This window comes from Phaeodactylibacter xiamenensis, from assembly GCF_965229835.1.
In the GTDB taxonomy this organism is placed as follows: Bacteria; Bacteroidota; Bacteroidia; order Chitinophagales; family Saprospiraceae; genus Phaeodactylibacter; species Phaeodactylibacter xiamenensis.
Map to the genome: position 1 here is coordinate 486,521 of NZ_OZ245931.1, position 16,084 is coordinate 502,604.

Genomic DNA, 16,084 nt, shown 5'->3' on the forward strand with positions numbered 1-16,084 from the left:
CAGAATGCGGTTCTGTGCTTTTTCCATGACTGCAACGAAAGGGCAGGCAGATTAGTTCATCCGGATAAATGCACATCAAAATGACTAAAATCTCACAACCATTGTTTGGCTCCCGTGTTGCCTTTCAAAGATTTTTGAAACAATTAACCTCCAACAGCCTATGTACACAAAAAGGGGCATTGTATGGTTCCGGCAAGACTTGAGGCTCCACGATAATGAAGCACTTCATGACGCCATTAACTCTCTGGATGAAGTTATCCCTGTTTATGTATTTGACGAACGTACTTTCCTTGGCAAAACAGATCGTTTTGGCTTCCCCAAAACCGGTAAATTCCGGGCACAGTTTATCATAGAAAGCGTACAGAACTTACGGGAGGCTCTTCAGGCTATCGGTAGCAACCTTATTGTGAGAGTGGGTAAGCCGGAAGAAGAAATTTTTGAACTCGCTCAAAAAATTAAAACCAATTGGGTGTTTTGTAACCGGGAACGCACCCCGGATGAAGTCTATGTTCAGGACACCCTGGAACAAAAACTATGGACGATCGGCCAGGAAATTCGGTTTTCCAGAGGCAAGATGCTTTATTATACTGCTGACTTACCGTTCCCGATCACTCATACTCCTGATAGTTTTTCACAGTTCAGAAAGGAGGTGGAGCGCTATGTGCCCATACGTGAACCACTGCCTGCCCCGGAAGAGATGGCGCCTATTATGGTCAAGCTCGAAGAAGGTGAAATTCCTGCCCTTGAAGACCTCGGGCATGTCTCCTTTGTTTCGAATGACCGGGAGGGTTTCGTTTGGAAAGGCGGAGAAGAAGCAGGGCTTGAGTACCTTCATCGGTATATTTGGGAACAGGAAACCGTTCAGGAGTACGCGCACACTCATTGCGGCGTAAGCAAAGCAGGCCATTCTTCCCGTTTCTCAGCATGGCTGGCTCAGGGATGCCTTTCTCCCAAAATGGTTTACCACCACCTTAGGGCTTATGAGCAGCAGCGGGGAGCATCGGAGTCTGTACAAAGCTTGTTTCATAGCTTACTTATGCGTGACTTCCTTCGTTTAATGGTGAAGAAGCATGGGTTCAAAGTATTTGAAAAAAAAGGGATTAGTGAAATGGCAGACCCACGCTGGCGTGATGATGAGCGGCTGTTGCAACGCTGGATAGACGGAGCAACCGGAGTGCCTTTTATCGATGCCAATATGGTAGAGATTGCCACGACAGGCTACATGTCCAACCGGGGCCGTAAAAACGTATCGAGCTTTCTGGTCAAAGACCTGATGGTCAACTGGCAAATGGGAGCGGAATATTTTGAGTCTGTCCTTATTGATTATGATGTGACCAGCAACTGGATGAACTGGAACTATGCCGCAGGTATCAGCGCTGATCCAAGAGAGGATAAACACTACAATATCATCTCTCAGGCCATGAAATATGACCCAAAGGGAGAATACGTCAAAAAGTGGCTGCCCCAACTGGCAGGTGTCCCTTCAGAAATGATACATCAGCCCGATTTGCTTTCTTCGGATGAGCAGGATCAACTCCATTTACAAATTGGGGCAGACTATCCCATTGCAGTCATTTCAACGGACCGTTGGCGCGTTCGCTGATCATTGGCTATTTTTGCGGGCATGAAGCTACAACGCAGATCCGCCTACATCTCCCGTAACCTTCAGGCTCAGAGTGCTTTCCGGCTCATTCTGGAGGCACATGGTGTAGGGGTGGAAGGAGAGTCTTTGGTCCACTTTAAACCAGTACCTTTCGGCGTGGTGCCAGATGCGGACTGGGTGTTCTTCTACAGCCCGCGTGCGGTCCGATTTTTCCTGGGCAATTTGCCCCACCCTTTGTCTCCGGAGGTGCGTTTGGGCTGTATTGGCCCCTCCACCGCTCAGGCAGTTACAGATATGGGCTATCAAGTAGCTTTTACAGGTACTGGCGAGCCTGAAACCACGGCTGATGCCTTTGCGGAGGCGGCAAATGGGCAACGGGTCCTTTTTCCTCAGGCGCGCCATTCCAGGCAATCCGTACAAAAAAAGCTGGGCTCCATCATTAAGAGTACAGGCATCATCGTTTATGATAACCGGCCAGCTGCGGACTTTCCGCTTCGCTGCCCGGAAGTGCTTGTCTTTACCAGCCCCCTCAATGCAAAAGCTTATCTGAGCCGGTATGAAATACTGCCAGGGCAACAGCTCGTTGCAATCGGCAACCCAACGGCATCAGCCTGCCGCAGCTTCGGGAAGGAACCTGTGCTGGCTTCCGCACCTAATGAGGAGGCACTGGCACAGGCGGTACTGCATTGCCTGGCGGGCGAGTAAAATAAGACCCCTTGAGCAAAATGAGAATTTGGCTACCTTCGTTCTCCTTTTAAATCAGATGTAGCTTATGAACCGATTCTTACTTCTTGTCCTGTTGGCAATAGGCAGTATTTCCTGCGGCACCGATCAATCTGCCGATACTTCAACGGGAAAAGAGGGTCAGGCGCGGCCCTATCAGGAGTTCGCGGCGTTTTACGATCGCTTTCACCAGGATTCTGCTTTTCAGATGGAGCGCATTCTCTTCCCTTTGCCCGGTTTGCCCAGAGAAGCCGATAGCGCCCTGATTGCTTCGGGTCTATACCGCTGGACACCGGATACCTGGACACTGCAACGTCCCCTGAACCTGGAAAGCTCCAACTTCAAGCGGGAGCTGATCCCGGTGAGCAAAGACCTGATCATCGAAAAACTGGTACAACCGGAGTACAATCTTCAGATTGAGCGGCGTTTCTCCCGGCTGGAGGATGGTTGGTACCTTATTTATTATGCAGGGCTCAATAACATCCCCAGGCCCAGATAATCAGTAAATTTTTTCTTCCGATAAGTATTCCCTGACGTAATCCTCGATACCTGCTTCAAGGGTGTGGAAATCATCCTTGTAGCCTGCCTGCCGAAGCTTTGCCATGTTGGCTTCGGTGAAGTACTGATAAGTGTCCCGAATATCCTCGGGTGTATCAATGAAGCTGATTTTAGGCTCCTGGCCCAGTGCCTTAAAAGTGTTAACAGCTAAATCCCGGAACGACCGCGCTTGTCCGGTACCCAGGTTGTAGAGACCGCTTTCCGGCTTGTGGTGATAAAGCCAGTACATGACCTTAAGTACATCTTTCACATAGATAAAATCGCGCTGCTGCTGCCCATCCTCGTAGTCAGCCCGGTGCGAACGGAACAGCTTCATCTGCCCGGTAGACTTGATTTGGCGGCTGGTATGGAAGATAACGGACGCCATTCGGCCTTTGTGGTACTCATTAGGGCCATAAACGTTGAAGAATTTCAGTCCGTACCAGTGTGGCGGCTGTGCCTCCTGTTGCAGGGCCCACTTGTCGAACTCGTTTTTAGAGTCACCGTAGGGATTGAGAGGCTTAAGACTATTGACTACGTCGTGGCGGTCGTCATAGCCCTGCCCGCCCAGTCCGTACGTAGCAGCACTTGAGGCGTAAATGAAGGGGATTTGGTGCTGTGCACAAAGCGTCCAAAGCGTCTTAGTATAGTCGAGGTTGAGTTCCAGGAAGATCTCCCAGTCCTGCTCGGTGGTGTCCGTACGGGCACCGATGTGGAAAATAGCGTCTACAAAATAGTACTTCTCCCAAAGCCAGGCCGGAAAGTCATTACGGTGAATTTTTTCGGAAAAAACCTTCCCCTCCAGGTTACGGTTTTTATCTGCACGGCTGAAATCATCCACCAAAACAAGATCTTCGTAGCCGAGGTCATTGAGGTGACGGGCGAGGCAGCTGCCAATAAAACCCGCTGCGCCGGTTATTACGATCATAATACTTTCATTTTGCGCGAATATAAAGATATTTTCCGTCGTGTGCCCGCTGTTCTGCGGGTAGTGGGAGACAAGTTCTTCCATAAATGCGCTATCTTCAGTCTCTAAAATCAAAATGTAAATCTATGAGCGCCCGCTGCCAATTGCTATTATGCTTTTTTATGATGAGTTGTATGTTCGGGCTCAGTGCCCAGGATACCTGTGGGGGCAACCTGGGTGAGAATATTTTTGAAGCTGGCGACTTTGGCAGTGGCGCAGCTAATTTCCTGCCCGTTAACCCCGGTATTGCTCCAGGTTACCTTTACTCTACATCCCCCCCGCCTAATGATGGCTTTTACACCATTACCAACCATACCGCCCCATGGCCGCTTTGGGATAGCTGGCTCCCTATTGGAGATAACAGCACAGACCCTAACGGTTACATGATGGTGGTGAATGCGAGTTTCGAGGAGGGCGTATTCTATGAGCAGCAGGTGGATGGATTGTGTGAAAATACATTATATGAGTTTTCAGCAGACATGATCAATCTGATCCGGTCATCTGTACCAGACCATATCCGCCCCAACGTATCGTTCCTGATCGATGGTGAGGTCCGGTATACTACAGGCGCCCTGCCACAAAACGAAACCTGGGAGACTTACGGCTTTACCTTTACGACAGAGCCCGGGCAGACAGCGGTCACCCTAACGCTTCGTAATAATGCTCCCGGCGGTATTGGCAATGACCTTGCGCTGGATAATATCGCATTTCGCCCCTGCGGTCCTGAAGCCTTCATCCTTCCGGAAGAAATTGAAAACATATGTGAAGATGGCAGCCCTATTCCTCTAAATGCAACCGTAGCCGGCGATCAATACGATAACCCGGCTGTCAAATGGCAAATCAGCTACGATGAAGGACAAACCTGGGAGGATGTCCCCGGTGGCAATACTGAGACCATCATGCATACAGAGCTGTCAGGGGGCTATTACTACTACCGCTTTTTGGTGGCCAACTCTCCCGGCAATCTGGAAAATTCCAGATGCAGAATCATTTCCAATATTAAAGTGGTGTATGTACAGCCCAAGTTTTTTACTATCTCGGATACCCTTTGCCAGGGCGGGGCTTATACCTTCAGTCAGGAAGTGCTCACAGAAGCCGGGACTTATGTAGATTCCCTGCAGTCCTCAATCGGCTGTGACAGCATCGTTACCCTAAATTTGGAAATGGTACCTGACCCTCTGATTACCGCAACGATTATCGGGGACACGACCTCCTGTGCTGATACGGATGATGGTATGGTTACTGTAGCTGGAGTGGAAAATGCTTTTTTCCCGGTGTCCATTGAACTGATTGGACAAGGCTCAATACCCGGGCCGGATGGCAGCTTTTCGGGACTACCCCCCGGCGAATTCCGAGTGCGCATTACGGACCGCTTTGGGTGCACTTTGGAAGATACCGTTGCTGTTCTCAGCCCTTTACCGCTGGTGGTAGACTTGTTCGGTCCGCAAAGTGTAGACCTGGGAGAAGCTGCTGTTGTGGAGGCTCAGGTCAATCAGTCTGTAGACAATGCATTATGGAGCCTTCCTATTGACTATGATTGCCAGGATGCGGACTGCCATACCATTCAATTCTTTCCTTTGAATGGTATGACGGTCCTGTATGAAGTCATGCAGGCAGGTGGCTGCTCTGCTTCCGACTCCATAGTCATTGCCTTCGAAGACGTGCGCAGGGTCTATCTGCCTACGGCATTTTCCCCCAATAATGACGGCCGCAATGATACCTTCCGGCCATTTATCAGCGTACCTAACGTACAATCTGTTGCCAGCTTGCAGATTTTTGACCGGTGGGGTGGGCTGGTTTATGAAAAGCAGGATTATCTGCCTCAGACTTCCCGCGATGGCTGGGATGGCACTAAAAATGGAAAGCCCATGCCGGCGGGGCAGTACACTTATGTGGCAAAGGTCGTGTTTCTTGACGGTTTGGTAAAGGAATACTCAGGCAGTGTGCGCCTGATCAGATAGTGGGAAGAAGCCCATGCGCCAGGGTTTGTACTTAGCCTTTATCAGAGGGAGGCTGGATTTAACCTTGATTTCAGGCCGGAAGAATAAAAGCCCGAAATGAAATAAGTCCACTGAAAGGCGGACACTTTCGTGCTTTTGTAATATTTGCCAGGCTGATTCCATCCCATCGGACCAGTGGATGTCAGCCAGGACGACCACGCTATGCTCATTCAGATAAGGCAGGCAGGTTTCAAAGTAGGCTAAACTTGCCCCTTTCCGGTGGTCCCCATCGATGAAAAGATAGTCCAGGCTTTCCAGCTGTTGCAAAGCCTGGGGGAGTTGCTGCTCAAATATCCCCACCAAAAGGGTAACATTTCGGACATCCAGCTTGGCCAGATTTTGACGGGCCAGGGCGGCGGTTTGTGGGCATCCTTCTATACTGATCATCTCAGCATTACGGGCTGCCAGTGATTGATAGGCTGCGGATAAACCGAGAGAAGTGCCCAGTTCAAGCATTTTTTGAGGCTTCATGAACTGCACCAGCCGGAATAACAGGGCACCGGAGCCCGGGCTGATGGCACTGTAGCGTGCAAGGCTTCTGACCTGCCGCACAGAACCGGAACTCACCAAAGAGCCTGCACCATGATCCTGGATTTGGACCGAATACTGATTCTTCAACAGCCCGCGGCGCAGCAATTCAATGTCCTGGAAAGCATAGAAGCGCCGATTGTCTTCCAGGACATGCTCCGCCAGCTCATAGGCAAATGGCGCATGCACATCGTAACGGGTACGCGCGCTGAGAAAATACTGCAGATATCGCAGCACCAACCGGAAATACAGTTTTATCCACTTCATACAGCGGCGGAAAATACTGCTTTTTGGTTAAAGCCAGGCTAAAACCCCAAAAATCAGATGGCTAATTCACCCATTTTGGGGTTTAGCCCGTTTAGAAAATGAGAAATTCACCAGAAATCCTACCTTTGCAGAATTATTGGCTGACCGCTAAAATGGCAATTTTTTACCCTGTTTTGCAGGTGAACAATGCTACTTTTGCAAGTACAAGCTGATTGATTAAAATTATTAAACAAGCGAATAGATGTTGAACAAGAAATGGATCGGGCTCTACCTGTTTTTGATGGGTGCGGTAGCCCTTACAGCGCAGGACAAAGCGCCGGAAAACTGGTTTAACCTGGACCCATCCGAAGGAGTGCCGGGCGTAAGCACAGAAAAAGCCTATCAGGAATTGCTCAAAGGCAAAAAAGGACAGGAAGTCGTTGTGGCCGTCATTGATTCCGGTGTGGACTACGAGCACGAAGACCTCGATGATGTGATGTGGGTGAATGTCGATGAGATTCCCGGCAATGGAAAAGATGATGATAACAACGGATACGTAGACGATATCCATGGCTGGAATTTCCTGGGCAACAAAAGCGGCGAAAACATTGAGCACGATAACCTGGAAGTAACCCGTCTGTACAAAAAATATGGAGAGATGTTTGAGGGCAAAGACCCCGAAGACCTCTCCAAAAAGGAAAAAGCCCTTTTTGCCAAGTATGAGGAGTACAAGAAAGTTGTAGAGGACAAGCAGAAGAGCCTGGAAGAGAATGCCGGGACTTACGCTGCGATCGCTGAAGCCCTGGATAAGCTCGAAAAGGAAGTTGGCAAGAAAGAAATTTCCGCCGAAGACCTGGATGGGCTGGACACTTCTGATCCAATGGTGGGCTATGCGGTGCAAATCGCCAAATCGCTCATGGCGAAGGGACAGACTTTTGAGGAAATCAAAAAAGATCTGAACGGTTATGCTGAATACCTGCAGGGACAGTACGAATACCACTACAACCCGGATTTCAATCCCCGCCCGTTAATCGCCGATAACTATGAGGATCCTTATGACCGTGATTATGGCAACGGTGATGTCCGTGGCCCGGATGCACTTCACGGTACGCACGTAGCCGGCATTATCGCTGCAGAGCGAGATAATAACCTGGGTATGAAGGGTGTAGCCAATAACGTCAAGATCATGTCTATCCGTACTGTACCTGACGGAGATGAGCGCGATAAAGACGTGGCAGCAGCTATCGTTTATGCGGTTGACAATGGCGCCTCCGTCATCAACATGAGCTTTGGCAAGGGCGCTTCTCCACGTAAGGACGTCGTAGACGAGGCGGTACGCTATGCCCTCAAGAACGATGTGCTCCTCGTTCATGCAGCCGGCAATGATGGTAAGGAAGTGACCAACGAAAACAACTTCCCAACAGACCGTTTTGAGAAGCGTGGCTTCCTGAACCTTTTCGGTTCAAAGTACGCCGATAACTGGATCGAAGTGGGTGCCCTCAACTGGAAAACGGGAGAAGTCCTCGCCGCTCCATTCTCCAACTACAGCCCTGAGTATGTGGATCTTTTCGCACCGGGTATGTCCATCTATTCCACTACGCCGGATAATGGCTACGAGGACCTGCAAGGTACAAGCATGGCGGCTCCGGTAGTGGCAGGTGTTGCGGCAATGCTCCGTTCCTACTATCCGGACCTGACCGCAGAACAGGTGAAAAGTATCCTGATGCAGTCAGCGGTGAAGGACCGTACGAAGGTGAAGAAGCCGGGCTCCAAAGAAGATATGGTTTCCTTCTCCACCCTTAGCGTAACCGGCGGTATCGTCAATGCTTACGAAGCGGTTAAGCTGGCCGAACAGACTAAAGGCAAAAAGAAAGGGGTGAGCCGTAATAATAGCGGTGCTTCGAATGCCAAGAAAGACAAAGAGGATAGCAACTCCGTACGCCCGTAAGGCTCGGGTTTAAATCCTAAATCAAAACCGCCCGGTGAAACTTAATTTACCGGGCGGTTTTGTATTGGTGGCAGTAATGATCAGCGGATAATGACTTCCTGAATCGCTTCCTCGCCCAACTGCTCATTCAGCAGCCGCTTGATTTTTTCTTTTCCATACGACAGCTCTTGCCGAAGCGGTGCCGAATCAATAATAATGAATAGCTTGCCCTGGTAGAGTTTGATGTCTCTCGTGTAGTTAGCAATAGAGGGCCCCATCATTTCTTCCCATTGATGCCTTATGCGGCTCTGGTTGAGTTTGCCCTTGAGCTTGTAGTGCTCAAGCATTGCTTTGAGGGCTTCCTTTAAAGTCGTCTGATTGTTGCCACGGTTGTCCATCAGGGAGTTATTTGGTTAACGGTCCCATCCTGAATTTCATAGACCAGGAAGTGCTGCCCCGTTTGTTGAATAATACCTGCGAGCCGGTCCTGCTCTGTGTCCGTAATAAAGACCTGCCCGAAGGTTTGCGATTGCAGCAGGTGGAGCAAATGCTGTACCCGTTGCCGGTCCAATTTATCGAAAATATCATCCAGTAGAAGAATAGGGAAGGTTTTTTTCTTTTGCGCCAGTATTTGGTATTGCGCCAGCTTGACAGAGAGGACAAAGGATTTAAGCTGCCCCTGTGAGGCAAACCGCTTAAGCGGATAACCTGAAATGGTGAACACCAGGTCATCACGGTGAGGGCCTACAGTGGTGCGTTGCAGCAGGCGGTCTTTTTCGGCAGCTTCATTCAGCAGCGCCTCAAAGGGAGTATCAGACAGCTTTGAGCGATAAGTACAGTCTACTGTTTCTGCTGCGCCGGATATCTGAGTGTATGCTTCCTGGAGAATAGGGCGGAACTGTTCCATGAATCCGGCCCTGGTTTCATGTAGCAACCTGGCGGGCTCCAGCATTTGCATGTTGTACACCTCTATCATCGCTGCATTGTAGGTACGGCTTTCGCCAAATTGTTTGAGCAGGGCATTGCGCTGCTGAAGGAGCTTATTGTACAGGATGAGTTGGCCCAGGTAGCCCTGGTCAATTTGCGAAAGCGTATTGTCGAGGAAACTCCGTCGTGCCTCGCTGCCTTCACTGACCAGGTATGTATCATCAGGGGCGATCATGACCACCGGTAGCAGGCCCACGTGCTCTGAGAGGCGGGGGTAGGGGATGCGGTTGCGTTCGAGCTCTTTTTTCTTGCGGGGGATGACTTTCGCTACTATGTGCTCCCGTGAGCCATTGACCTCGAACTGCCCTTCCAGGCGAAAAAAATCGCTATCGTGATTAGCAATGAGGTTATCAGGCGCATTGAAATAACTCTTGCCCATGCAGAGATAATAAACGGCATCAAGCAGATTGGTTTTGCCCATACCGTTCGCGCCAATAAAGCAAACCAAAGGGGCATCACAAGTCACAGACTGGAAATCGTAGTTCTTAAATTGCGTCAGCTTGAAAGAGGTCAGTCGCAAGGGCAGATTTTTGCTGCAAAGATAATTTAAATTCGGTGCTTTTGGTTCTCCTTGATGTTATCCAGGGTCCAGTCGAGCCGCTCTTCCTGAGGAGCCTTCCGTTCCGGGCAGTCTCTGACAGGGCATAACCGGCAATTTTCAGGAGGGTCGCAGGGGTCGATGTGGACGAAAAGCTCCACCGGGCGCTCCGTATGCGCCATCATCAGTCGCTCAAAGGCTTTAACTTCCTGGAAGTTCTGCCGGGTGGTAAAGTACCAGGGCAGCGTCATATGGCAGTCGATATGCAGGGTAGCGCCGTATTTGATCACTCGGAAGTTATGCACATCAATCCACTGCCGGCGGCGTTCGGCCTGCAGAGCCTGTACCATCTCCCGGATCAGGTGATCGTCAGCCTCGTCCATAATACCCGCTATGGATGTACGCACAAGTTTGAAGCCCGTAAAGAGTATGACACCTCCAAAGAAAATAGCAATTATGTTATCCAGCAAGGGCAGGTCTGTCAGTATAACTAACCCCAGCCCAACTACCAACCCTACTGAGGAATAGGCGTCTGATTTGAGGTGTGCCCCGCTTGCGGTGAGGATAAGGGAGTGCTGTTTGCGCCCTAGTCGTTGCAGATAATAGCCCAGGCCAAAGTTAATCGCCCCGGCAACAGCAGTCAGGATCAAACCCAGGTCCAGTTTCCCAATAGGCTGAGGGTAAAGCAGGTTGTACCCCGCTTTGCCCATGATGCTTAGCCCGGCAAGCAGGATTAGTGCGCCTTCAAAGCCGGCAGAGATGAATTCAATTTTTCCGTGCCCGTAAGGGTGATTCTCGTCCCGTGGCATGGCGGAAAGCCAGATACTGTATAACCCAAAACTGGCGGCTACCACATTAATGATACTCTCCAGTGCATCGGTTAAAATCGCATTGGAGTTGGTAATCCACCAAGCTAGGAATTTGAGCGCCATCAGGCCTATGCCAACAAATAACGCTATGCGCTGAGCAGTGCGGTTTTGCATTTTTAGTAGGTTCTTCAGGCTTTTGCACGAGGTTTGCTAATAGGAACATTCCCGGGCGTCTTCCCGTTCAGTGGGCATTTTTTCCCGTTCAGGGTAGTCGGGCACGCAAATGTACCTGATTTCAATTAGGTTAGAGCCTAAATCGGAACTATAATCCAGATACATGCGAGTTTATTAAGGTAAGTTTTGTAAAGGGTATGGATGAGTATTTTTTGCCAGATCAAAGAACGCCCGGAACCTCGACTTCAGAAAGGGAGTCCTTTAATTCCCTTTCTTCGTGTAGCTACGAAGGTGAGGACGAGATGCAGAGCTGGTGAAAAAGACCATTCAGAGACATACAAAATTTGCGTTAATAAACGCTATAAAACATGAATGATACTGTTAATCCTGACAATCCACTATTCATGCAGTTTGTCGATCTGACGTCAGGCATGCCGAACCAATGGCTCTGGGGCTTCGGGGATGGTATGACTTCCCATCAGCAAAACCCGGTACACACTCTTCAGGGTCGGTTGCTAACTGAGGAACAGGTAAAGGGAGAACCTGATTTGTCTGTGCAAGTGCCCTCATCGGCTTATGTGAAGAAGGGGGCACCTATTGCTTCCATTTATTCCAAAGATCTGATTGCTAAGCTGTGGGCTGTCCTCGAAGTGTACGAAACTCAATTGTCATCGATAAGGCTGGGCAGACAGGTTCACCTAACTACAGAGGCTTTTCCCGGCGAACGCTTTGGGGGCACCATTTCTTTTATAAGCCCGGTCGTAGATCCGGATACCCGCACCATAGAGGTGCGCGTGGAATTACCCAACCCCGGCCACCGCCTGAAGCCGGAAATGCTGATGGAAGGTACTGTTGCATTAGGTGCCGGCCCAGGCCATTCTCCGGTTTTGCTGCCGCGATCGGCAATCCTGTGGACCGGAAAGCGGTCCGTGGTCTATGTTAGAGATTCGGCATTTAATCAACCGGTATTCAGGCCACGAACGGTCGTTTTAGGGCCTTCCCTTGGAGATGTCTACACTATTGAAGAAGGGCTTGCCCCCGGAGAGGAGATCGCTGTGAACGGTGTATTTGCCATAGATGCTGCCGCACAGCTCAGAGGCGGAAGGAGTATGATGAGCCCCGGCAGTGTAGCGGAAGAACCCGTTGCCGCACAACATGGACCGGGTTCAGTACTGGTTTTTTCCGGTTCAGCAGGAAATAATTGCCTGTCCCCACATAACAGGCTTACCTTTAGACCAGAAATTTAATCGATGATACGGAAGCACAACAGTTGGATATTTATTATTGCAGGCGCAGTATTCTATGCGCTCAGTCTCAATAGCTGTAGGCATGACCCGGTATTGGGCGATGATCCGATTACGCCGGTAGATACCACTGATATCTCCAACCCGATCGACTCTACAGACAACCCGGTAGATACTTCGGGGACGCCTTGCGATCCGGAAGTGGTATACTTTGAATTGGATGTATTGCCCATCCTGCGTTCAAATTGCGCCTTCGGTGGTTGTCATGATGATAACAGTGCACAGGACGGTGTAATCCTGACCTCCTATACATCAGTGATCAATACAGCTGATGTCGAGGCCTTTGATTTGGATGGCAGCGATTTATACGAAGTGATTACTGATGATGACCCCGATAAACGCATGCCGCCTCCACCCAATAATCCGCTGACGAGCCAGCAGATCAACCTGATCAGTAAATGGATTTTACAGGGCGCAAAGAACGAAACCTGCAACCCCGGAGCAGGTGGTTGCGATACGACTACGGTCAGCTTTGCCGAACAGGTTTTACCGGTGATCAATACGAATTGCTTCGGTTGCCACAATGATGATGTGCCAAACGCTGGTATTTCTCTGAGCAGCTACGAAAAAATCAAAGCTGTCGCGGAACAAGGCTTGCTGATTGGGGTCATCAGCTGGGCTCCCGGTTACGATCCCATGCCGCTGGGCGCACAGTCGCCGTTGCCGCAGTGTACGATTGATCAAATTAAATCCTGGGTAGCAGCAGGCGCACCTAACAATTAATGTACGATGAAAAACTGTCTGATCGCACTTGCCGCAATAATGTCTTTGCTTACGGTTTTGCCGGGCTGCTATTATGATGTGGAGGAGGAGTTGTACCCGAATACCGGTTGTGATACGCTGGATGTTGGCTATGCCACGACTATCGCCCCGATTATTGAGGATAACTGCATGAACTGCCATAACGCAGCCGCAAATTTCGGGAATGTCACACTGGAAGGGCATAATAACCTTAAAACTTATGCAGACAACGGGCAACTACTGGGCGTCATTCGTCACGAAAGTGGCTTTCCGGCTATGCCGCAGGGTGCTCCTCAGCTTGTTGATTGTGCCATCGAAAAAATTGAAAAGTGGGTGAACGATGGCGCCCCGGATAACTAAAAACTCAATTGCTATGAAATATTTGAAATACCTCCTGTTATTGGCGGTTATTGGTGCTGCCGTTGGATTTTATCAATACAATAAGCCTCACCAAAACATGGAAAAAGCCGATGCGGACGTTACCATGACCGCAACAGAGCTTTTCCAGGCTTTTGAAAAGGACGAGCTGTCTGCCAATGAAACCTATCTGGACAAGGTAGTGGAAGTCAAAGGAGAAGTGCAGCAGGTATCAACCAATGAAGAAGGCGGCATTAGCCTGACCCTGAATAGCGGCAACGATATGTTCGGAGTCATTTGCCAGCTCGATGAACTGACGGAGCACCAGAAAACGACGTTTGAGCCCGGCGAAGAAGTCACGGTCAAAGGCATCTGCACAGGCATGCTGATGGACGTAGTCTTAGTACGCTGCGTGGTGAAGGGGTAATCCTCTTCCGGATTGATAATTTTTGAACAACCATAAACCATACTACCATGAAAAAGATCACAATCGCTATAGCTTGCCTGTTGATGTCAGGCACAGCAATGCAAGCTCAGAAATATTTCACCCGCGATGGCAACGTTGCTTTCTTTTCCAGCACACCTATCGAGAATATTGAGGCGCACAACAGTAAAGCCACGAGCGTACTCGACACTGAAAGCGGGCGCATGGAATTTGCCATTCTCATCAAAGCCTTTCAGTTTGAAAAAGCCCTGATGCAGGAGCACTTCAATGAAAACTACATGGAAAGCAGTACCTATCCCAAGGCGACCTTTAAGGGTGCCGTGAAAGACTGGTCGAAGGTCAACCTGTCTAAAGACGGGGAGTACCCGGTCACCGTAGCGGGAGATATGACCATCCACGGTGTTACCCAAAGGGTGGAAGCCCCCGGCGTAATAACGGTTAAAGGCGATGCTATCTCCGCTGCTTCCGAGTTCCCGATCGCTGTAGCCGATTACGACATTGAAATTCCAGCGGTGGTCAGAGACAATATAGCTAAGGAAGTAAAAGTCACGGTCGCTATTGATTATCAGCCACTGTCCCGCTAAGCAGCGCATTTTGGGGACTGGATTCATCACATGCATCTGCCTCAAGGCTATGAGAACTAATATTTAATCTCTTCGTAGAAGCCGGGCTGCTTCCCCCCGAATTGCCCGGCTTCCTTTATCTTGCCGGATTATGTCTAAATTTTCACTGTTTTTATTGTTGTTCACGCTTGGCTCAGGGGCAGTGCTCTATGCTCAGGAAGACGACCTGCTCGCCTTACTGGGGGAAGAAGAAGAGACCATAGAATATGCTAATGCCAGTTTCAAAACCAACCGGGTGATCAATTTGCATTCCCTGGAAAGTACTTCTGCTGGTGTACTGGATATCAAGATCAGCCACCGCTTTGGTACCCTTAACCGGGGCGCGTATGAGCTTTTTGGGCTGGACAACGCCTCTATCCGTATCGGGGGAGATTACGGCATAACCGACCAACTGACCGTAGGTCTTGGGCGGAGCAGCTATCAGAAAACCTTTGACGGTTTTGTGAAGTACAAGTTTCTCCGGCAAAGCAAGGGAAAAAAAGTAATGCCCGTCACGGCGGCCTTCCTGGCTACCACCGCCATTCAGTCCATGAAATGGCAGAACCCCGACCGGGAGAATTACTTCAGCTCCAGGATGTACTACACCTTTCAGTTGATTTTAGGGCGTAAATTCAGTGAGAATTTTTCCCTGCAGGTTTCGCCAACCGTGGTGCACCGGAATCTGGTCAAAACAGTGGCAGAGGCGCATGATGTATACGCTATTGCTGCTGCCGGCCGAATTAAACTTACGAAACGGGTCGCCCTGAATGCAGAATACACCTACGTGCTGCCTGATCAATTGCTGCCGGGCTTCCGGAATGCACTTTCTGTAGGGTTTGATATTGAAACCGGCGGGCATGTTTTCCAGCTTCACTTTACCAATTCCACCTCTATGATTGAGCCTGGCCTGGTGACCCAAACCGTTGAAACCTGGGGCAACGGCGGTATCCACTTTGGTTTTAATGTTTCCCGGGTCTTTACGGTTGTCCGCCCGAAAATTCAATAAATTTGGAGCTATTCGTCTTTTACTGAAATGAAAGCACATGAACTTTACCTGGATAATAGCATTGATAGGCCTCACCTTCGGGCAGCTTCCCGATGCAAAGCTATACGAAGTAAATGAAGGCTCGGTAGACTTCCGGTCTGACGCTCCCCTGGAGCTTATCGAAGCATCTTCCACGGAATTAAAGGGGCTGATCAACGCGGAGGAGCGCACCTTTGCCTTTTCAGTGCCTATGTCTTCCTTCGAGGGATTTAACAGCCCGCTGCAGCGGGTGCACTTCAATGAGAATTACATGGAAAGCAAGCAGTACCCCAATGCCACTTTCTCCGGTAAGATCATCGAAAACATTGACTTCACAAAAGATGGGCTTTATACGGTAAGAGCCAAAGGACAGCTCAATGTACATGGCATAAAGCGGGAACGGATCATCCGCAGTGAGCTGCAGGTGGAAGAGGGGCAGATCGAAGTCCACGCCAACTTTACCGTCCTGCTGGCAGAGCATGACATTAGCATCCCTAAGATCGTTCACCAGAAAATTGCCGAAGAGATTGCAGTGGAAATCCGGGCGGTCTTCCTCCCCAAGACGCCTTGAT

Annotated in this window: 17 protein-coding genes; 12 read left to right on the forward strand and 5 right to left on the reverse strand. The window is 49.8% G+C overall.

Features of this window, described 5'->3' with window-relative positions:
• The first annotated feature begins 160 nt into the window (after positions 1-160).
• The 3 genes from ACO08I_RS01740 (at position 161) to ACO08I_RS01750 (ending at position 2,825) form a co-directional block, all read left to right on the forward strand.
• Entirely contained in the window at positions 161-1,603 is a 1,443-nt protein-coding gene (locus ACO08I_RS01740) for a DASH family cryptochrome (RefSeq protein ID WP_421948276.1), read from the forward strand.
• A gap of 21 nt (positions 1,604-1,624) precedes the next feature.
• Complete coding sequence (locus ACO08I_RS01745; RefSeq protein WP_421948277.1) at positions 1,625-2,308, forward strand: uroporphyrinogen-III synthase; 684 nt, start codon at positions 1,625-1,627, stop codon at positions 2,306-2,308.
• Positions 2,309-2,375: 67 nt separating this feature from the next.
• The gene (locus ACO08I_RS01750; protein ID WP_421948278.1) at positions 2,376-2,825 is read left to right on the forward strand and encodes a hypothetical protein; all 450 of its coding nucleotides are present in this window, start codon (positions 2,376-2,378) and stop codon (positions 2,823-2,825) included.
• Here ACO08I_RS01750 and rfaD read toward each other — a convergent pair whose 3' ends face one another.
• Positions 2,826-3,791 carry an ADP-glyceromanno-heptose 6-epimerase gene (gene rfaD / locus ACO08I_RS01755; RefSeq protein ID WP_421948279.1) on the reverse strand — a complete coding sequence of 322 codons (966 nt, stop codon included), beginning with the start codon at positions 3,789-3,791 and terminating at the stop codon, positions 2,826-2,828. It abuts the gene before it with no gap.
• 125 nt (positions 3,792-3,916) lie between these two features.
• On the opposite strand from rfaD, the gene ACO08I_RS01760 reads away from it, so the two are divergent.
• Positions 3,917-5,791 carry a gliding motility-associated C-terminal domain-containing protein gene (locus ACO08I_RS01760; RefSeq protein WP_421948280.1) on the forward strand — a complete coding sequence of 625 codons (1,875 nt, stop codon included), beginning with the start codon at positions 3,917-3,919 and terminating at the stop codon, positions 5,789-5,791.
• On the opposite strand, the gene ACO08I_RS01765 is transcribed toward ACO08I_RS01760, so the two are convergent.
• Positions 5,765-6,625, reverse strand: coding sequence for an O-methyltransferase (locus tag ACO08I_RS01765; RefSeq protein WP_421948281.1), 861 nt, complete (start codon positions 6,623-6,625; stop codon positions 5,765-5,767). The two genes, ACO08I_RS01760 and ACO08I_RS01765, sit on opposite strands and share 27 nt — an antisense overlap.
• 241 nt (positions 6,626-6,866) lie before the next feature.
• On the opposite strand from ACO08I_RS01765, the gene ACO08I_RS01770 reads away from it, so the two are divergent.
• A complete protein-coding gene (locus ACO08I_RS01770) occupies positions 6,867-8,552 on the forward strand; it encodes a S8 family serine peptidase (RefSeq protein WP_421948282.1) in 1,686 nt (561 codons plus the stop codon).
• An 80-nt stretch (positions 8,553-8,632) separates the two neighbouring features.
• Here the strand turns inward: ACO08I_RS01770 and ACO08I_RS01775 are convergent, their stop codons facing one another.
• From ACO08I_RS01775 to ACO08I_RS01785, 3 genes are read right to left on the reverse strand one after another with little or no spacing between them, the layout of a single operon-like run.
• Positions 8,633-8,929, reverse strand: a complete 297-nt coding sequence (locus ACO08I_RS01775; protein ID WP_044226303.1) for a DUF721 domain-containing protein — start codon at positions 8,927-8,929, stop codon at positions 8,633-8,635.
• On the reverse strand, positions 8,929-10,038 hold the full coding sequence (gene recF / locus ACO08I_RS01780) for a DNA replication/repair protein RecF (RefSeq protein ID WP_282781836.1): 1,110 nt from the start codon (positions 10,036-10,038) through the stop codon (positions 8,929-8,931). Before recF ends, ACO08I_RS01775 begins: the two co-directional genes overlap by 1 nt.
• 26 nt (positions 10,039-10,064) lie before the next feature.
• On the reverse strand, positions 10,065-11,039 hold the full coding sequence (locus ACO08I_RS01785) for a cation diffusion facilitator family transporter (protein WP_421948283.1): 975 nt from the start codon (positions 11,037-11,039) through the stop codon (positions 10,065-10,067).
• A gap of 368 nt (positions 11,040-11,407) precedes the next feature.
• Here ACO08I_RS01785 and ACO08I_RS01790 point away from each other — a divergent pair, with 368 nt between their 5' ends.
• The 7 genes from ACO08I_RS01790 (at position 11,408) to ACO08I_RS01820 (ending at position 16,083) form a co-directional block, all read left to right on the forward strand.
• Complete coding sequence (locus ACO08I_RS01790) at positions 11,408-12,286, forward strand: efflux RND transporter periplasmic adaptor subunit (RefSeq protein WP_421948284.1); 879 nt, start codon at positions 11,408-11,410, stop codon at positions 12,284-12,286.
• Between the two features lie 3 nt (positions 12,287-12,289).
• On the forward strand, positions 12,290-13,066 hold the full coding sequence (locus ACO08I_RS01795; RefSeq protein WP_421948285.1) for a c-type cytochrome domain-containing protein: 777 nt from the start codon (positions 12,290-12,292) through the stop codon (positions 13,064-13,066).
• A 6-nt stretch (positions 13,067-13,072) separates the two neighbouring features.
• Entirely contained in the window at positions 13,073-13,444 is a 372-nt protein-coding gene (locus ACO08I_RS01800; RefSeq protein ID WP_421948286.1) for a hypothetical protein, read from the forward strand.
• A gap of 13 nt (positions 13,445-13,457) precedes the next feature.
• Positions 13,458-13,868 (forward strand): OB-fold protein, encoded by a 411-nt coding sequence (locus ACO08I_RS01805; RefSeq protein WP_421948287.1) that lies wholly within the window; start codon positions 13,458-13,460, stop codon positions 13,866-13,868.
• 47 nt (positions 13,869-13,915) lie between these two features.
• A complete protein-coding gene (locus ACO08I_RS01810) occupies positions 13,916-14,470 on the forward strand; it encodes a YceI family protein (RefSeq protein WP_421948288.1) in 555 nt (184 codons plus the stop codon).
• Between the two features lie 130 nt (positions 14,471-14,600).
• Entirely contained in the window at positions 14,601-15,494 is an 894-nt protein-coding gene (locus tag ACO08I_RS01815) for a DUF5777 family beta-barrel protein (protein WP_282781851.1), read from the forward strand.
• Positions 15,495-15,531: 37 nt separating this feature from the next.
• Complete coding sequence (locus ACO08I_RS01820) at positions 15,532-16,083, forward strand: YceI family protein (protein ID WP_282781853.1); 552 nt, start codon at positions 15,532-15,534, stop codon at positions 16,081-16,083.
• Position 16,084 lies beyond the last annotated feature (1 nt).

Bases quoted from the DNA above. Each gene is read 5' to 3' on its own strand.
- ACO08I_RS01740 (WP_421948276.1), top strand. From the start codon at position 161: ATGTACACAAAAAGGGGCATTGTATGGTTCCGGCAAGACTTGAGGCTC.
- ACO08I_RS01745 (WP_421948277.1), top strand. From the start codon at position 1,625: ATGAAGCTACAACGCAGATCCGCCTACATCTCCCGTAACCTTCAGGCT.
- ACO08I_RS01750 (WP_421948278.1), top strand. From the start codon at position 2,376: ATGAACCGATTCTTACTTCTTGTCCTGTTGGCAATAGGCAGTATTTCC.
- rfaD (WP_421948279.1), bottom strand. From the start codon at position 3,791: ATGATCGTAATAACCGGCGCAGCGGGTTTTATTGGCAGCTGCCTCGCC.
- ACO08I_RS01760 (WP_421948280.1), top strand. From the start codon at position 3,917: ATGAGCGCCCGCTGCCAATTGCTATTATGCTTTTTTATGATGAGTTGT.
- ACO08I_RS01765 (WP_421948281.1), bottom strand. From the start codon at position 6,625: ATGAAGTGGATAAAACTGTATTTCCGGTTGGTGCTGCGATATCTGCAG.
- ACO08I_RS01770 (WP_421948282.1), top strand. From the start codon at position 6,867: ATGTTGAACAAGAAATGGATCGGGCTCTACCTGTTTTTGATGGGTGCG.
- ACO08I_RS01775 (WP_044226303.1), bottom strand. From the start codon at position 8,929: ATGGACAACCGTGGCAACAATCAGACGACTTTAAAGGAAGCCCTCAAA.
- ACO08I_RS01785 (WP_421948283.1), bottom strand. From the start codon at position 11,039: ATGCAAAACCGCACTGCTCAGCGCATAGCGTTATTTGTTGGCATAGGC.
- ACO08I_RS01790 (WP_421948284.1), top strand. From the start codon at position 11,408: ATGAATGATACTGTTAATCCTGACAATCCACTATTCATGCAGTTTGTC.
- ACO08I_RS01795 (WP_421948285.1), top strand. From the start codon at position 12,290: ATGATACGGAAGCACAACAGTTGGATATTTATTATTGCAGGCGCAGTA.
- ACO08I_RS01800 (WP_421948286.1), top strand. From the start codon at position 13,073: ATGAAAAACTGTCTGATCGCACTTGCCGCAATAATGTCTTTGCTTACG.
- ACO08I_RS01805 (WP_421948287.1), top strand. From the start codon at position 13,458: ATGAAATATTTGAAATACCTCCTGTTATTGGCGGTTATTGGTGCTGCC.
- ACO08I_RS01810 (WP_421948288.1), top strand. From the start codon at position 13,916: ATGAAAAAGATCACAATCGCTATAGCTTGCCTGTTGATGTCAGGCACA.
- ACO08I_RS01815 (WP_282781851.1), top strand. From the start codon at position 14,601: ATGTCTAAATTTTCACTGTTTTTATTGTTGTTCACGCTTGGCTCAGGG.
- ACO08I_RS01820 (WP_282781853.1), top strand. From the start codon at position 15,532: ATGAACTTTACCTGGATAATAGCATTGATAGGCCTCACCTTCGGGCAG.